The organism is Acinetobacter sp. YH12100, from assembly GCF_013419135.1.
In the GTDB taxonomy this organism is placed as follows: Bacteria; Pseudomonadota; Gammaproteobacteria; order Pseudomonadales; family Moraxellaceae; genus Acinetobacter; species Acinetobacter pseudolwoffii.
Genome location: NZ_VPAQ01000003.1, coordinates 24,024 through 39,165 on the forward strand (window position 1 = coordinate 24,024; position 15,142 = coordinate 39,165).

At 42.2% G+C, this 15,142-nt stretch carries 17 protein-coding genes; 10 read left to right on the forward strand and 7 right to left on the reverse strand.

From position 1 onward, the window contains the following. Positions 1-16 precede the first annotated feature (16 nt). Both FTU40_RS03250 and FTU40_RS03255 read right to left on the reverse strand, forming a co-directional pair. On the reverse strand, positions 17-2,956 hold the full coding sequence (locus FTU40_RS03250; protein ID WP_180039765.1) for an insulinase family protein: 2,940 nt from the start codon (positions 2,954-2,956) through the stop codon (positions 17-19). Positions 2,957-3,121: 165 nt separating this feature from the next. Next, entirely contained in the window at positions 3,122-3,574 is a 453-nt protein-coding gene (locus FTU40_RS03255) for a GNAT family N-acetyltransferase (RefSeq protein WP_005096782.1), read from the reverse strand. A 277-nt stretch (positions 3,575-3,851) separates the two neighbouring features. Here FTU40_RS03255 and FTU40_RS03260 point away from each other — a divergent pair, with 277 nt between their 5' ends. The 3 genes from FTU40_RS03260 to FTU40_RS03270 are packed head-to-tail and all read left to right on the forward strand — an operon-like array spanning position 3,852 to position 5,814. Beyond that, positions 3,852-4,856 carry an adenosine kinase gene (locus tag FTU40_RS03260; protein WP_180039767.1) on the forward strand — a complete coding sequence of 335 codons (1,005 nt, stop codon included), beginning with the start codon at positions 3,852-3,854 and terminating at the stop codon, positions 4,854-4,856. A 14-nt stretch (positions 4,857-4,870) separates the two neighbouring features. After that, entirely contained in the window at positions 4,871-5,179 is a 309-nt protein-coding gene (locus FTU40_RS03265; protein ID WP_171304337.1) for a Rieske (2Fe-2S) protein, read from the forward strand. 20 nt (positions 5,180-5,199) lie between these two features. Next, entirely contained in the window at positions 5,200-5,814 is a 615-nt protein-coding gene (locus tag FTU40_RS03270; RefSeq protein WP_180039769.1) for an OB-fold-containig protein, read from the forward strand. A 65-nt stretch (positions 5,815-5,879) separates the two neighbouring features. Here the strand turns inward: FTU40_RS03270 and FTU40_RS03275 are convergent, their stop codons facing one another. Further along, positions 5,880-6,560 carry a YidB family protein gene (locus tag FTU40_RS03275; protein WP_180039771.1) on the reverse strand — a complete coding sequence of 227 codons (681 nt, stop codon included), beginning with the start codon at positions 6,558-6,560 and terminating at the stop codon, positions 5,880-5,882. Between the two features lie 98 nt (positions 6,561-6,658). Continuing rightward, complete coding sequence (locus FTU40_RS03280) at positions 6,659-7,129, reverse strand: DUF6231 family protein (protein ID WP_005096775.1); 471 nt, start codon at positions 7,127-7,129, stop codon at positions 6,659-6,661. A 34-nt stretch (positions 7,130-7,163) separates the two neighbouring features. Here FTU40_RS03280 and FTU40_RS03285 point away from each other — a divergent pair, with 34 nt between their 5' ends. After that, a complete protein-coding gene (locus FTU40_RS03285; protein ID WP_005096774.1) occupies positions 7,164-8,033 on the forward strand; it encodes a DUF2797 domain-containing protein in 870 nt (289 codons plus the stop codon). Positions 8,034-8,096: 63 nt separating this feature from the next. On the opposite strand, the gene FTU40_RS03290 is transcribed toward FTU40_RS03285, so the two are convergent. From FTU40_RS03290 to FTU40_RS03300, 3 genes are all read right to left on the reverse strand, one after another. Continuing rightward, positions 8,097-9,962 (reverse strand): SurA N-terminal domain-containing protein, encoded by a 1,866-nt coding sequence (locus tag FTU40_RS03290; RefSeq protein ID WP_180000902.1) that lies wholly within the window; start codon positions 9,960-9,962, stop codon positions 8,097-8,099. Between the two features lie 130 nt (positions 9,963-10,092). Next, a complete protein-coding gene (locus FTU40_RS03295) occupies positions 10,093-10,365 on the reverse strand; it encodes an HU family DNA-binding protein (RefSeq protein WP_004786051.1) in 273 nt (90 codons plus the stop codon). 157 nt (positions 10,366-10,522) lie between these two features. Beyond that, the gene (locus FTU40_RS03300; RefSeq protein WP_180039773.1) at positions 10,523-11,002 is read right to left on the reverse strand and encodes a phasin family protein; all 480 of its coding nucleotides are present in this window, start codon (positions 11,000-11,002) and stop codon (positions 10,523-10,525) included. Positions 11,003-11,205: 203 nt separating this feature from the next. Here FTU40_RS03300 and FTU40_RS03305 point away from each other — a divergent pair, with 203 nt between their 5' ends. The 6 genes from FTU40_RS03305 (at position 11,206) to hscB (ending at position 15,129) form a co-directional block, all read left to right on the forward strand. Next, positions 11,206-11,856, forward strand: a complete 651-nt coding sequence (locus FTU40_RS03305) for a hypothetical protein (RefSeq protein ID WP_005171121.1) — start codon at positions 11,206-11,208, stop codon at positions 11,854-11,856. A 112-nt stretch (positions 11,857-11,968) separates the two neighbouring features. Further along, entirely contained in the window at positions 11,969-12,442 is a 474-nt protein-coding gene (locus FTU40_RS03310; protein WP_005096769.1) for an Rrf2 family transcriptional regulator, read from the forward strand. A 1-nt stretch (position 12,443) separates the two neighbouring features. Further along, positions 12,444-13,661: an IscS subfamily cysteine desulfurase gene (locus tag FTU40_RS03315; RefSeq protein WP_005171123.1), complete on the forward strand. Its 1,218-nt coding sequence runs from the start codon at positions 12,444-12,446 to the stop codon at positions 13,659-13,661. Positions 13,662-13,768: 107 nt separating this feature from the next. Further along, the gene (gene iscU / locus FTU40_RS03320; protein WP_005171124.1) at positions 13,769-14,155 is read left to right on the forward strand and encodes a Fe-S cluster assembly scaffold IscU; all 387 of its coding nucleotides are present in this window, start codon (positions 13,769-13,771) and stop codon (positions 14,153-14,155) included. Positions 14,156-14,189: 34 nt separating this feature from the next. Continuing rightward, the gene (gene iscA / locus FTU40_RS03325) at positions 14,190-14,510 is read left to right on the forward strand and encodes an iron-sulfur cluster assembly protein IscA (RefSeq protein ID WP_180039775.1); all 321 of its coding nucleotides are present in this window, start codon (positions 14,190-14,192) and stop codon (positions 14,508-14,510) included. Between the two features lie 103 nt (positions 14,511-14,613). After that, positions 14,614-15,129, forward strand: a complete 516-nt coding sequence (hscB, locus tag FTU40_RS03330) for a Fe-S protein assembly co-chaperone HscB (protein ID WP_005096765.1) — start codon at positions 14,614-14,616, stop codon at positions 15,127-15,129. Positions 15,130-15,142: the final 13 nt, after the last annotated feature.

Below are 15,142 nucleotides of genomic sequence, written 5' to 3' on the forward strand. Positions count from 1 at the left end.
ATCCTCATTTTTTTATTTATAGAACTTGTTGAATTACAAAACCAAGCTGCTCCAGCGTTTCACGTTTTGCCACTGGCGCTACGACTGCCTTAGTAGCCTGCTGCTCAAGCAGATAAGTTTGTGCAACACGCTTTAAATCATCCAGTGTGACATTTAACAGACGTTCACGTAATTTCTTACGGAATGCTGGTGTACGCTGATGCAGATAGGCATAACATGCAGTGATTGCCTCGCCCGCTGGTGAACCCGGTTTATCCATACTGGCAATCAGACCCAGAATCGCTTCTTCCAGTTGATGCGGCTGTTGCGGCGCATTGAGTAACCACTGAATACTGGCATCAAAGTCCTGAAAGGTTTCTGCCAGACGCGGGTCACGGTAGCTGTAGAAACGGAATGAACAGGCATTGCCGTCATAGCTGGCACCACCGCCATAAGCACCACCTTTTTCACGGATTGCACTGTGCAGGAAGCCATTACGTAAATAACCCGCCAGCACCATCAAGGCAGCAGCATCAGGATGCGCCACTTCGACCGCCGGATAAGCAGCCGCGCAGAACTGGACATTGGCCTGAATTAACCAGGCTTCATGCTGATCATGCGTCACTTTTTCGATTTGAGTCAGTGCAACCGGTGCAGGATCAACCGCCAGTTTGTCCCAGACATTCTGGATTTCTTCAATCAAGCTATCAGATTGCGGCTCTTCACACACCAGCAGGAACTGCTTCGGGGCTTGCAACAAGACACGATGAATTCGTTTTAACTCGTCAATCAGCAGATCATATTCAGCCGGATCTTTTTCAATTTTAGAGACCAGCTCGATCAGCCAGTTTAATGCACCCAAACCAGTATTGTGATAATCACGCAATGCCAAGGCACTGTGCTGACGAGATGCAGATTGCATCGCATAGCTATGCCCCGAACCGGAAACACGTGACTGCCAACGTGTTTTACGCTGTTGTAACAGTTCAATAATACGGTCTTTTTCATCAAAACGCAGCTGTTCAAAACCGATCTTTAACAGACGAATGGCATCTAAATGATTCACCAGCGATTTGGTGGTCAGTGTCAGCCAAGCCGTGATCTTGTTTTTGTCATCGACTTTAGAGCGCAACGATGCGCCCATACCCAGACCGCCACTCACCGCAGTTTGCAGCTGCTGGAATTCTAGATAATCATATTCGCCCGCACCGACTTCGCCCATCAGGATCGACAGCAGGTTGAAATACGGCGACTGCACCACTTCATCCGGAATATTGACCAGAACCTGTTGGTAATAAATACCATTGGTACCGGCATGATACAGATTCAACGGTGTATCGACCTGATTACAGATAATCTCACGTAACTGGCCCTGAACCACCTGTAATTCCGCAGGTACATCTTCCAGGCCAACTTTTGGCAACAAGTTCAAATCATCCGGAGTATCCTGACGCACATTCAATGCTTCAGTCTGGGCAATAATTTCAGCTTTCTGCTCTTCGCTTAAATTCTTACCAATTTCAGCCAGACGTGCTTTTTCATCCGCCGCTTCTTTGGCTGATTTCGTTGCATCCGGAATCAGCGTCAGTTGGACACGATGCGGATTATCCAGCAAATATTCTTTAATCAGATTGGAGAGCCACATTGGATCTTGCAGTTCTTCTTTAACCGCAGCAATGGCAGAATCCACATCCCAGACTTCGACCGGATCGCGGTGATGAATCGCACTACCCAGACCGCTCAGAATCAGGCTCAGACCATAAGGCGTGCCATCGCCATTGATTTCACGCTGATGCAATTCAATCTGATGCAGGATTGCATCGACCATGTTCTGATCGACCGGTTTCGAGGCAACATCTTCCAGCACCTTGAACACACCATTTTTAAATTCTTCTGCATGTTCAGGATTTGAACCCTGCACCGCACAGTAGAAAGTCATCTCGAAATTAGAGTCATCCACGCCCATAAATGGACCGGTCGACTGGGCATAACCACAGGTTTCCAGATAATGACGCAATGGTGATGCAGAATCTTCAAGCAGAATCCCTTCGACTAAACGCATACCCAAACGCAGTTTAATATCACTGGCTTCAGGCAATAACCATGACAACACATGATAGGTCTTGTCCTGAAGATCTTCAGCATCGACTGCATAGCTGTCTGTAACGGTCAATGGTGCAGTCAAACGGGTTTCAGGCGTTGGATATAAAGTCTGACCTTTTTCAAATTTGGACAATGCCAGATTTTCAAACTGCTCTTGTAATTCAAAAGCGGTTTTATTGCCAAAGGTCATGAAGACTGCATTACTTGGATGGTAATGTGACTTATAGAAATCAACTAACTCTTGGTAAGTCAGGTCAGGAATGTCTTTAGGATCACCACCAGAATTATAATGATACGTGGTATGCGGATATAAATGATGCGCCAGCGTATGATAAAGCTGGTCTGAAGGCGAACTCATCGCCCCTTTCATTTCATTAAAGACCACGCCTTTATAGACTGGCTCGCCATTTTCCAATTCAATGCGAATGCCTTCCTGAGCAAAATCCAGTGGATTCAGGTTCGCTGCAAATGCCGCGTCCATATACACTTCAAGCAGGTTTTGAAAATCTTTGCTGTTTTGCGTTGCAAATGGATAAGCCGTCCAGTCTGCCGCAGTAAAAGCATTCATGAAGGTGTTCAATGAACGGCGGATCATCAGGAAGAATGGATCGCGCACCGGGAACTTTTCTGAACCACAAAGTGCCGTATGTTCCAGAATATGTGCTTCGCCTTTAGAATCCATCGGCTGGGTACGAAACGCCACCAGAAAGACATTTTCATCGTGATTGGTCGCCAGGTGATAATGTGTGGCACCAGTCACTTTATGTTTATATTCAGACACAAAAATGTCTAAAGCTTCAACATGTTGTTGACGTAACAACTGAAACGCAGGATGTACAGTTTGAGAAATGGTTTCAGTGACATCTACAGTCATGCGATCTCCTAATGCTTTAATTAAAATAACTAAGGACATTATAGCTTTAGTTATCTGAATTATTCACGTTGAAAACCGAGGATTTTGATCGAATTAAGTAAACTTGATCATTTGAAAATTAAATCATCAAATTTACTGGCTAAGTCTGGCTCAACAGCCGCAAGATCACGAAATCAAATATTTGAAGTAGTTATAACTTGGATTATTTTCCACAAATACATAATTCTGTTTTTGATAGAAGCTGGCAGCCAGTCGGGTATCTGTTTGCAGACATAAGGCCGAATAATGCGGAGCTGCCAACTGTTCCAGATAAGCCAGAAGCTGTTTACCGACCCCATGCAGCCGATATTTTGGATGGACATAAAAACGGCGCACACGACCAATCCGCTCTTCAATGCCATTATCGCCCCATTGCTGGTTTAGGCCACCACAGGCAATCAGTTTTTTGCCATCATGCGCGACCAGTAAATGTTCATTGGCTTGAGCAAAGCAGTTTTTACCGGTGCGATATTCTTCAATTAACTTATCCAACACATCTAAGCCTTCTTTACGCGCAAGGGTCGCTAGCGTTTCGACTTGGTCAGGAAGTTGTTCAACTTTTACAATTTTAATATCCATATACGCACACTATTTGAAATGATTGTGAAGAATGATCTTCGCAGAGCGACTTTAAAGTATCATGTCGAACGCGATATATCCTTATAAATAAAATTTGATGCTTAAATCAATGCTACAGCAACGTAGTGCATAAAAATAAGTCAAATCTTAGACCAAAGATAGTCACTGAACAAAATACAGTATTTTTGGAAAATATTTGAAAATGATTCAGCAAACTACAGCAATCCCAAGCAATCGTGTAAACTTGGCACTTTCATTTTTAATGTGATATTTGAACATGGCAAATGTTGATCTTTTTGCAATTGGTAATGCGCTGATTGACCAAGAATTTAAAGTGTCTGAAGACTTTTTAACTGCACATCACTTGCAAAAAGGCACCATGCAACTTACAGATGGTGATACTCAGGCCACGCTTTATCAAAATCTTCAAGCGACTCAAGTTTATAAGGGTCAGGCTTCAGGCGGTTCAGCAGCCAACACTACCGTGGCATTTTCTGCACTTGGCGGTTCTGCATTTTATGGTTGCCGTGTTGGTAATGATGAACTGGGGCAAATCTATCTGAAAGGTTTAAATGATGCAGGCATTCAGACCACAATCCAGTCGATCAGCGAAGGTGTAACGGGAACTTGTATGGTTCTGGTGAGTCCTGATTCTGAACGTACCATGCATACTTATCTAGGTATTACTGCTGAACTCACGGATCAACAAATTGATTTTAGTGCGCTAAATACTGCGAAATGGCTATATATCGAAGGTTATTTATCGACTTCTGAAACAGCACGCCATGCCGTCAAACAGGCACGTGAAATTGCCCGCGCTAACGGAGTTAAAATTGCTTTAACTTTATCGGATCCTGCCATGGTGCAATATGCGCGTGCCGGTCTGGATGAAATGATTGCAGAAGGTGTCGACCTGTTGCTGTGTAACCAGCAAGAAGCCCTGATGTATACAGAGACCGATAATATTGACGCGGCTCTAGTTAAGTTAAAAACACTCAGCCAACACGTTGTCATTACATTGTCAGCCGAGGGTGCACTTATTTCGGATCACGACAATACATTTAAAGTTCCTGGCCGTAAAGTGACTGCAGTAGATGCGAATGGTGCCGGTGATGCATTTGCCGGGGCTTTCTTGTATGCCTTGAATGCCAACCTAGGCCTTAAAACTGCGGCTGAACTGGCGATTTTAATTTCCAGTCAGGTGGTTTCGCAATTTGGCCCACGTTTAGCGATTGAAGACTATGCGGCATTATTACAAGACTTTCAGAAGGAATGTGCTTAATGTTTAAAATTTGTATGACCGAAGATATTCCAGAGCGTGAAGCCCGAGCTTTTGAACTGGAGAATGGGGATATTATTTTTATTACTCAGCGCGATGGAGCCTTTTATGCCTATCAAAACCTGTGTCCGCATTTGCAAGTCGAGCTGGAATTTCTGGAAAACCAGTTTTTGGATCGTGATCAGGAATTTATTGAATGTTCAACGCATGGTGCACTGTTTTTGGTAGAAAGTGGTGAATGTATTTCCGGGCCTTGCCAAGGTCAATCACTTGAAAAAGTAGAAATTACCGTGCATTCTGATGGTGGAATTTACCTCACAGAATAAGACTTAAAACGGACTTCACCATGCCTGCATTTTTTCTAGACTATAATCTGATGCCTTTTCATCTCAGTTTATTGGCGATTATTTTGTTTGGCGTGGTGAAAACCATTGGTTTCTATTTTGGACTCAGATCCAGCAGATTTTTGCAAAAAATTTCACCTTATAATTTTCAACAATTAGACCTGTTGAATGTCAAATTCTCCAAAACCCTAATTGTATTTTTCTTTCTGATGAATTTCAGCTTTGCTGGCTATGTTTTACAATTCCTGATCTATTCTCAGGAGTTTGAGTTTCTGCCGGCTTATTATCTGATTATTCCAGCTTTAATTATTGCCACTTTTTTTACGATTTTCATGATTCATTGCCTGGATCAGGTCATTCCACCCAAATATAAAAAGAATAATGTCAATTTGCTCGGCCGTCTGGCAACGATTTCAAGTGGCAATGCCCGCCCTGGATTTTCTGCTCAAGCGCGGGTTCGAGATGAATATGGACAACTGCATTATGTACAGGTAGAACCGGAATTTGGTGAACTGGGTTTTCAATCGCAAATTATTTTAATTCGCACCCGAAAATCTCATTATATTGCCAAAAAAATCTGCGACTCTAACCAGCTGTTTAGCCTGAACCTAGATTAGCGATTTTAAAGTCTGCATAGCATTAAAAAATCCCGACTCAAATCGGGATTTTTACATGATGGAATTTATTTTTTGAGAAGCCCTGAGACCATATTCAAGACATTTTGAATATCAGTATTGGCTTCCTGCTTACTGGTCTGTTCACCCTGTGGCGTAAGTGAGTCAATAATCTGCGGCAAAACTTGTGAAATTGCACTATACACATCCTGTTTAGGCGCATGAGTTTGCTGTGCAACTTCTTCAATTTCCTGATCATCAAACAGATTTTGTACCTGCTGCGGATCGACATTGGCATTTTCACCCGGGCCAGTCGACACCCAGTCATCAACCTGACTATTCAACCCCTGTCCTTTAAGCTTATCCAATGCACCCTGTAAACCACCCTGTTTTTGAATCCAGGCCAGTACCAGAGGTAGCACCGCAATCAATAAGGTTTTGCCAGTCGAACCTCCTCGCAATCCTGAACGGGGTTGAGCAGTACTTTGACGATTTGCCCCACCTAACTGACTGAGAACTGAACCTAAAATTGCACCCAAACCATTTTGTCGGGTCTGCTGGCCGGCTTGATTCTGCTGATTCTGATTGTGTTGACTCTGATCTTGTTGAGTCTGAGATTTATTCAAATGACCCAATACCGATCCCAGGATATCTGCCAGACCACCCTGCTGTGAAGATCGCTTTTGAGACTGCCCGCCACCCAATGCCTGCTTGGCCAATATTTCCACGATATTACTCAGATTCGTCATGCTCTATATCCTGTATGCATCATAGTTACAGAATACGGTCTGTCCTCATATTGTCTAGGCAGGATTGTGTTAATATTTGCAATTAAGCAGGCACAGGCTTACCAGCGAAATTTATCCCAGTTTTCCGGATTGGCCCAGAACTTGGAGTTAAACCAGTCGGGCACATGCTTATAGGTTAAAATATTAAACTGCCACAGCGCAAAATCCGCTCCGTGCGTGGTCTTGTCAATCAGCTGGGTAAACCCCAAAGCTCTCAATAGTTTTTCATCTTGCAGCCGACTGATCACCACCAGACGTTTAGCAAATAAATCACGCAATTTCACCAAGATTCGACTCATGATCTGTTCAGACAAATGTTCGGTTTCTATCGTATCCAGCATTACCACAGCCAGGTCATAACGTTGCTGAAAAGGCAGATTTAAAAAGCCAGATACGCTAAAATAGTGCCATTGAATAGATGGCTGAAACTGGACTTGCCTTAAGTCCTGCCCAATACAAATAGCAGTATGAATTGGCTGTTCCTGTGCGAAATCGTCTAGCATTGAAGTAATGACATTCTGCTCAGCCATAACTGCATCCTTATGATTTAAGTGAGTAATCTTTATGGAACTTCAGGGCATTTGCCATAAAATGCATGTCGGCCTCAAAGACCTTAGTGTAACTGATCAACAGATACAGCGGGCAAATGTTGAGTATAAATTAATTCTGGATCGTGCAGAAATCGATCTTCCATTTAATTTGGGCCAAGACATCGAGATTGAATGGACAGGGAAAATTTATTGCGTATCTTGTGGCAATAAAACCTCAAAATCTTTCTCGCAAGGTCACTGTTTTAAATGTTTTAAGACCAATGCTTCATGTGATATGTGCATCATGAAGCCAGAAACCTGTCATTATCATTTAGGCACTTGCCGCGAAGATGAATTTGCCCAGAATGTCTGCTTTCAACCGCATATTGTCTATCTAGCCAATTCCAGTGCATTAAAGGTCGGGATTACCCGTACCAGCCAAATGCCGACCCGCTGGCTGGATCAGGGCGCAACCCAAGCCCTGCCGATTATGAAAGTTGGCTCACGTCGCCTCTCTGGCAAATTGGAAGTCATGTTTGGTACGCAGGTCGCAGACAAAACAGACTGGCGCAAGCTGCTCAAAGGTGAAGCAGAACCACTGAATCTGATTGAAGTCCGTGAACAGCTGTTAGAAGAATTTGCACCTAAAATTCAAAGCATTCGTGAAGAATTTAATCAGAATCTTGAGTTTAATGAAAATATTGAAGTGCTTGAGCAGGAATTGGCACGCGAGTTTATTTATCCGGTCGAGCAATATCCAGAAAAGATTAAATCACATAATCTGGATAAAACTCCGGTGATTCGTGGCAAATTACAGGGTATTAAAGGTCAGTATTTAATTCTGGATACCGGTGTAATCAATATGCGTAAATATACCGGTTATGAACTGATTATTCGTGCTTAAACCCTCATTTGGCTAGAGCATAAAAAACCAGCCCGCAGGCTGGTTTTTTTATTCAAGATCGTCTTATTTGATTTTTGCCTGAGATTTCAGGTAGCGCGTATAGTCATCAAATTCTTGCTGACCACGAAGTTGCTGATACAACTTCACCAACTCACTACGTTGCTCTGCACTCAATACATCCACCGGGTTTTTCTTTACTTCTGATACCGCAACCACGACCAGCTCATTTGGCATTTTCGCTGTGGTCACTGACCAATGGCCTGCTTTTGGTGTCGGAAGACTAAAAGCGGCACGTTGTACATCACGTTTTAGCAAACCTTCAGCACGGGTATACACGCCAGCATCTTCAAAAATCAAAGCACCTTTGGCGACTGATGCAGCAGGTTTGGTTTTGAACTCATCCAGAGCTTTCTGAATTTTTGCTTTTGCCAAAGCAGCGGCTTTGTCTTCAATCAATTGAGCCTGAACACGCGGTTTCGCTTCTGCCAGTGTTTGTTCACCAGCTGCATGATAGTCACGCACCTTGATCCAGGCCACATCACCATTGGCCAACTGAATGCTTGATGAAGCATTACGATCACCATTTTTGACATCATCATTAAACAGTTTGACTTTAAGGTTGGCATCGCTCAACACTGGGTCACGGGTTGAAAGTTTTACTCCTTGGGCTTTCTGAACCTGCACGCCTTTCACTTCTTGTGTAACGACCTCCAGAGAATCACTTCCCACCACCATATCATTCAAGCTATTCACCGTATCGGAGAATGCATTGGATTTTTTAGCAGCCAAAACCTCTTCAGATAAACGTGCTTTTTGTGACTCAAAAGATGGCACAGCCACATCAGGTGATTGCACAGAAATAATATGATAGCCATAATCTGTTTTCACAGGAGCAGAGACCTGACCTGATTTTAAAGAGCTAACAGCCTGGTCAAATGTGCTACCAAATACGCCAGTTTCATAGACTGCAATTGCTCCGCCTTTAGACTTGGATTCAGGATCTTCAGAATATTGTGCTGCAGCCTGTGCAAAAGTGTTACCGGCTTTAATTTTCGCTGCCACTTCTGCAGCCAGTTTTTGTGCTTCAGCATCACTACGACTGTCCGCCGTAATCAAAATATGCTTCACCTCTGGTTTAACTGCCTGTTTTTGTGTCGCAACAAAGGCTGTATACGCTTCCTGAAGTTCAGCATCTGTCACTGCCAAACCCTGTGCTTGAATATCACTTGGCTTCAACACCACATAGTCTACATCGACACTGGTCGGCTGTGTAAACGATGCCTTGTGCTGTTCATAATAGGCAGCGACTTCAGCATCGCTGACTTTGACATCTTGTTTATAACTGTCCAGATTAATACTGGAAATATGAATATGACGTTGTTCAGTCTGTAAATCGGCAATTTGCTGCATTTCGACCGGACTCACCAGTGGATAGTCCAGGAATGTCGAAGACAGCATTTTCAGCGCATGATCTTTACGCAAACTTTCGACTAAAGCACGATTGGTCATGCCAATTGATTTAAGATAGTTCTCATATAAAGCATCAGAGAACTTACCATCTTGCTGGAAAGTCGGCTGCTGGGCAATCATCTGTACAATTTGCTGGTCACTCAGGCTGATGCCTAATTCTTCTGCCTGTTGTAGCAATAAGGTACGTGAAACCAAAGTATCCATGGCTTTCTGGTCAATGAAGCTTTGATTCAGCAAGGTTTCATCGCCATTGGCATAACTGAGATATTGTTCTTTAAATGATTTCGTCAGTGACTCTAATTCTTTTTGAGATATTTCAGTTCCGTTCACGGATTTTGCCGCATCAGAGCTCCCGCCGCTAAAATATCCTTCAATACCTACAAGCGCTAACGGGGTCAAAAACAGAACGAGTAAAACTTTACCCAACCAACCCTTAATAACTTTACGAAAAGCTTCCATAAGTATTCCAATATTTTATTTGCAAAGGATTTTAACCGAAAATACCCATTGAATGAATGTGTTAATCATCACAATTTATTTTATCAATAAAAAACGCGCCAAAGAAGGCGCGTTTCATCGCTGGGTAAGCTTAAGCTACAGCGTCTTTTAAGCCTTTACCCGCTTTGAAGCTAGGCACTTTGCTTGCTTTGATCTCAAGAGTAGCGCCAGTCTGTGGGTTACGGCCAGTACGTGCAGCACGTTCTTTTACACCGAAAGTACCAAAACCGACCAAAGTAACTGTATCACCCGCTTTTAAAGCTTCAGTAACAGAAGCAATTGTAGCATCTAAAGCTTTACCTGCGTCAGCCTTAGATAATCCCCCTTTCTCTGCAATTGCATCAATTAATTCTGATTTATTCATGAAGATTACGTCCTCTTAATATCGTTTATTTAAGGTTCAAGAATTTGTTTAACATGCCATAACGCCTTTATAGCAATGCTTTAGGTATAAACGCAATACTTAAGAACCTCTTTTTTTTCAAAAAATATGCGAAAAAAACATTGAATAATAAATAAAGTCATTTTATTTGTGTTTTTTTCGACAATTCTTCCTGCATTTTTTCTTGTTCCGCAGTCAACTGATCAACTTTGGCATGTAACTGAAGGATTAAACGTTCCAAATGTTGTACATCCTTGAGTGTGACTAATCCTATACGATTCAATGAGTGATGAACAGAGTTGTCGATCAGCTTTTCTACTTTATCTTTGGTCTCTGTGACCGACTCTTTGGCCTTTCCTGAGACCTTTTCTACAGTTTGATCTGCAATATCTGCAGTTTTAGACTCCAGTTCTTCTCCAACCTTGACCAGTGAGTCAAACAGTTTATTGCCTTCTTCTTCGGCACGTGAAAATGCTCCCAGTCCAGCCAGCCAGATCTGTTTGGTATATTTACGAAAATCAAGAGCCGATTTGCGCTCCGAGGCAGATTTGGACTTGGCTTTCATTGTTTTCTGGTTTAAAGCTTCAGCTGAGTCTTGTGCTGTTTTTGACTTGTCCATGTGCACGGCTCCTGTTTGTTTTCTGCTCAATTATTATAAATTATTCTACAAAATCACTGCATAATAGCAAATTTAGTACTTGATAGATTTGCTAAACTGTTCTACAAAGCAATTTATTTCAAGTCTAATTTGATTTAACCCTGAAATCTCTTCACAGGCAGGAAGCTTTTTCACTTTATATTTCAGGTAAGGATTGGTTGTATATGAGCGAATCGCAACAAAGTCAAAATCAACCGCATTTGTTGCTTACGATGACGTTAATTGTTTTAGAAACAATATTTACCTTCATTCTCAAGCATGATCGTGTCGTTGCATTACAAGCCAAGAAGTTTGTAGATGAAAATATCTCGATTAAAATCAATAGCTATATTCCATATTTCGACTTTTATGTGCAATTCACCACAAATGGTCTTTTATTTGACCATAAAGCACCGGGTCGCATTGTAGATCTGGATGTGCGTACCACACTTCCCGATCTGATCAAAATTTTTATTTTTGGCAATCGTCGTAGCATTCGTAGTATGCGCATTGATGGTCATCAGGTTTTGAAAGACGAATTTCGTGATTTATTAACAGTATTCAGCTTGCCAAAAGTATTAGCCGACTGGAAACACTGGCTGTCTGAAACACCCACTGATGAAACGGAAATTATTGCGTCCAAAAAGCGTATAGCACCACTCTTAAAGAAAATTGAAGAGCAGCGTTCCAAGATCAATACCTTGCAGGTAGAAGTCAAACAGTATAAAAACCGCCTGAAACGGATCGAACGCCGTCAAAAGCGCATTAATATTGTTTTTGGCCTGAGTAGCATACTTTTGATTACGTTATTAGTGTATAATTGGCTCAGTATCTAAATCTTTCATTATGAAAAAATTAAATCCCACTAAGGTCTACTAAAAATAACTTGACTAATTTAGTCGGGATTCTTAAAATCGACACATCTAGTCTAACCATGTGTATCGAATCATGCGCCTAACCACTCGCGGTCGCTACGCTGTGACTGCTCTACTTGATCTAGCTTTGCAGCCTTCTGAAAAAACGATTACGCTCGCCGAAATTGCGGCACGTCAAACTATTTCTGTTGCCTATCTTGAGCAGTTATTTGCGAAACTCAAGCGCCATGGCTTAGTTTCAAGTGTTCGTGGAGCAAATGGTGGATACCATTTAGCACGTAATGCAGATGAAATTACTGTGTTAGCAATTATCGAAGCTGTAAACGAAACAGTTGATGCGACTCGCTGTGACCATAAAGGCAACTGCCAGAATGGTGCGATGTGCTTGACTCATGATTTATGGCAGGAACTCTCCCACCACATTGCCGATTATTTAGCAAAAATCTCGCTTGCTGATCTGGTTGCACGTGACAATGTACAAACAGTGTCATTACGCCAAAATTCAGCACCCTTTGATTCAGCCCTTTTATCGGTTACAGGTATTTGACATGAAACGTCCGATTTATCTTGATTATGCAGCTACGACTCCGGTAGATCCTCAGGTTGCTGAACGTATGATGGAATGTTTAACATTCGAAGGTACCTTCGGTAATGCTGCATCTCGTTCACATGCTTATGGCTGGCAAGCAGAAGAAAAAGTTGAATATGCACGTGAACAGGTCGCTAATTTAATTAAAGCTGATCCACGTGAAATCGTATGGACTTCAGGTGCAACCGAATCAGACAACCTTGCGCTTAAAGGTGTGGCTCATTTCTATGCATCGAAAGGTAAACATATCATTACCTCTAAAATCGAACACAAGGCAATTTTAGATACGTGCCGTGAGTTAGAGTCTGAAGGTTTTGAGATTACCTATATTGAACCACAACCTCAAACCGGTTTAATTACTCCGGAAATGGTTCAAGCAGAAATTCGTCCAGATACGATTCTGGTTTCACTGATGATGGTGAACAACGAAATCGGTACGGTTACTGATGTTGCAGCGATTGGTGAAATCACTCGTGCCAACAAAATTTTCTTCCATGTCGATGCAGCACAAGCGGCAGGTAAAGTTGAAATTGATCTTTCAACTTTAAAAGTAGACCTGATGAGCTTCTCTGCGCACAAGATCTACGGCCCTAAAGGTATTGGTGCCCTGTTTGTACGTCGTAGCCCACGTGTACGCCTAAAAGCTGAAATGCATGGTGGCGGTCATGAACGTGGTATGCGTTCAGGTACGCTGGCAACGCATCAAATCGTGGGGATGGGTGAAGCATTCGAACTTGCAGGCAAGAATCTGGAAGCTGAACAAACCCGCTTACGTGTACTTCGCGACAAGCTTTGGAATGGCGTACAAGACCTTGAACAGGTGTTCTTGAATGGTCATCCTACACAAAACGTAGCGAACTACTTGAATATCAGCTTCAACTTTGTTGAAGGTGAATCACTGATGATGGCCTTGAAAGATGCTGCGGTATCTTCAGGTTCAGCATGTACCTCTGCAACACTGGAACCCTCTTATGTACTTCGTGCATTGGGTCTTTCAGACGAGCTTGCACACAGTTCGATCCGCTTCAGCTTTGGTAAATACACCACTGAAGAAGATATCGACCATGTATTGAGTATCACTAAAGCTGCTGTTGAGAAGTTACGTGAACTTTCTCCGCTTTGGGATATGTTTAAAGAAGGTATCGACCTTTCTAAAGTTGAATGGGCTGAACATTAATCTTCATCCTGAGATAGTGACCAATCGGTTGCTATCTCATTGAGAAAAGTTTTTTAACCCCCATATTTAATAATACTAAGGCTGACCCCGAGGTTTGGAGAAGCAACATGGCTTATAGCGAAAAAGTAATTGATCATTACGAAAACCCTCGTAATGTTGGCGTTTTAGATAAAAATGCTGAAAACGTTGGTACGGGTATGGTTGGTGCACCCGCATGTGGTGACGTGATGCGTTTACAGATTCAAGTCAACGATGCAGGCGTGATTGAAGAAGCACGTTTTAAAACTTATGGTTGTGGTTCAGCAATCGCATCAAGTTCTTTGGTGACTGAATGGCTTAAAGGTAAAACTTTGGATCAAGCTCAAGCAATCAAGAATATCGATATTGCAACTGAACTGGCACTTCCACCAGTAAAAGTACACTGCTCTGTTCTTGCAGAAGATGCAATCAAAGCAGCTGTAGAAGACTACCGTAACAAGAAAGTTAAAGCTTAATTGTTCCACGTTTTTAAATTTTAACGGAGTTTTCATGATCCATTTAACTAAAAATGCTGCAACTCATATCAGCAATTATTTAAAAAATCGCGGTAAGGGTGAAGGCATTCGCGTTGGTGTGAAAACTTCAGGCTGTTCTGGTCTGGCTTATGTACTCGAGTTCGTTGACGAAGTCGATACACATGACCAAGCATTTGAGCAGTTTGGGGTTAAAGTATTCATTGATCCGAAAAGTCTGGTTTATCTTGAAGGTATGGAGATGGACTATGTTAAAAACGGCTTGAACGAAGGCTTTGAATTTAACAACCCCAACAAAAAAGGCGAATGCGGTTGTGGTGAATCCTTCACTGTATAAACCCGGCAGTTATTCTCTTTTGACATTAAAACAGTGTGTTTCACACTGTTTTAATTGCATTTATACAGTTATTTTTGCACATTAATCGCGGACCTCATCTCCCATGAATCATTTTGAGCTGTTCAATCTTCCAGTAGCACTCGATATTGATTTGGCAACTTTAAAAACTGAATTTTTAAAGTTACAGCAACAATATCATCCCGATAAAGCTGAAGACAAAGATCAGGCCCTGATTAAATCAAGCGATATCAATCAGGCTTTTAAAGTTTTGTCAGCGGTCGATAGCCGTGCAGCGTATTTATTGTCCCTCAAGAAACAGGATTATCACTTAGATCAATCGATCAGTGATTTTGAATTCTTGCAGGACGCTCTGGAAATTCGTGAACAACTCGACGATGCCACCTCTGCTGAAGATTTAACTTCACTGAAAGTTGAAGTACAGCAATGGATTGACGGTCTGGTTCGTGAGTTTAAAATTGACTATACCGATGAAGACTGGGCTGAAGCACGCGATACAGTGCGTAAACTACGCTTCTTTGTTAAAGTCATGGCAGATATCGACAAGGCGGAAGACCGCTTCCTGGACGATGACAGCTTTGACCTTGATGATGATTTCTAATTTTTAATATTTA